The sequence below is a fragment of the Mesorhizobium sp. M1E.F.Ca.ET.041.01.1.1 genome (assembly GCF_003997355.1).
In the GTDB taxonomy this organism is placed as follows: Bacteria; Pseudomonadota; Alphaproteobacteria; order Rhizobiales; family Rhizobiaceae; genus Mesorhizobium.
Genome location: NZ_RZSL01001095.1, coordinates 1 through 1,007, shown reverse-complemented (window position 1 = coordinate 1,007; position 1,007 = coordinate 1). Strand labels below are relative to the sequence as shown.

General features: G+C 61.5%; 1 protein-coding gene. It reads left to right on the top strand.

Translation table 11 applies throughout. The annotated features are described in order from the left end of the window. Window positions 1-1,007, top strand: a 1,007-nt coding sequence (locus EOA38_RS37620) for an HAD family hydrolase (protein WP_127301586.1), incomplete at both ends; no start/stop codon positions are given.

The following is a 1,007-nucleotide window of genomic DNA, read 5'->3' as shown; positions in this document are numbered from 1 at the left end:
AAGCTCATCCTGGTCACCGGCCGCGAATTGCCGGATCTGAAAGAGGTGTTTCCCGAACTCAGCATCTTCGACAAGGTGGTCGCGGAAAACGGCGCGCTGATCTACACGCCGGGCAGCGAGGAAGAGCGCACGATCTCTCCTGCTCCGTCAGCCGACCTTGTCGACAAGCTCAAGAAGCGAGGCGTCAAGCCGCTGTCCGTCGGGCGTTCGATCGTCGCCACATGGGAACCGCACCAGGCAACAGTTCTAGACGTCATCAAGAAGCTCGGCCTTGAGCTGGAGATCATCTTCAACAAGGGCGCAGTGATGATCCTGCCTAGCGGCATCAACAAGGCGACGGGACTGACAGCCGCGCTCTCCGACCTGCGGCTTTCGCCCCACAATGTGGTCGCAGTCGGTGATGCCGAGAACGACCACGCCTTCCTCAGGGCCTCGGGATGCAGCGTTGCCGTCGCCAATGCCTTGCCGGCTGTGAAGGAGACAGCCGACCTCGTCACGAAAAGCGCCCGCGGCAAAGGTGTCGAGGACCTGATCCACAAGCTTATCAAGCTCGACCATCTGATCGCTCGAAAGCGCTCGCGCGGCGTTCTGTTGGGAACTGCTCATGGCAAGAAGATCTATCTGTCGCCAGTCGAGACCGTTCTGATCGCCGGAAGCTCCGGCATCGGCAAGTCCACATTGGCCACGGCGCTCACCGAGCGGCTCGTCGAGAAAGGGCTGCAGTTCTGTATCTTCGACCCGGAAGGCGACTATGACGGGCTGCAGGGCGCGGTGCCGCTCGGCGATGCCTCGAGCGCGCCGAGCAAGGACCAGTTGCTGGAGCTGATCGACAAGCCGGACAACAACATTGTGGTCAACGGACTGGCGCTGAAGGTCGACGAGCGGCCCGATTTCTTTGCCGAATTGCTGCCAGGCCTCGGCAGCGTCCGCTACCGCACGGCAAGGCCGAATTGGCTGATCATCGACGAGGCGCACCATCTTTTGCCCAAAAAGCGCGAGGACACCCG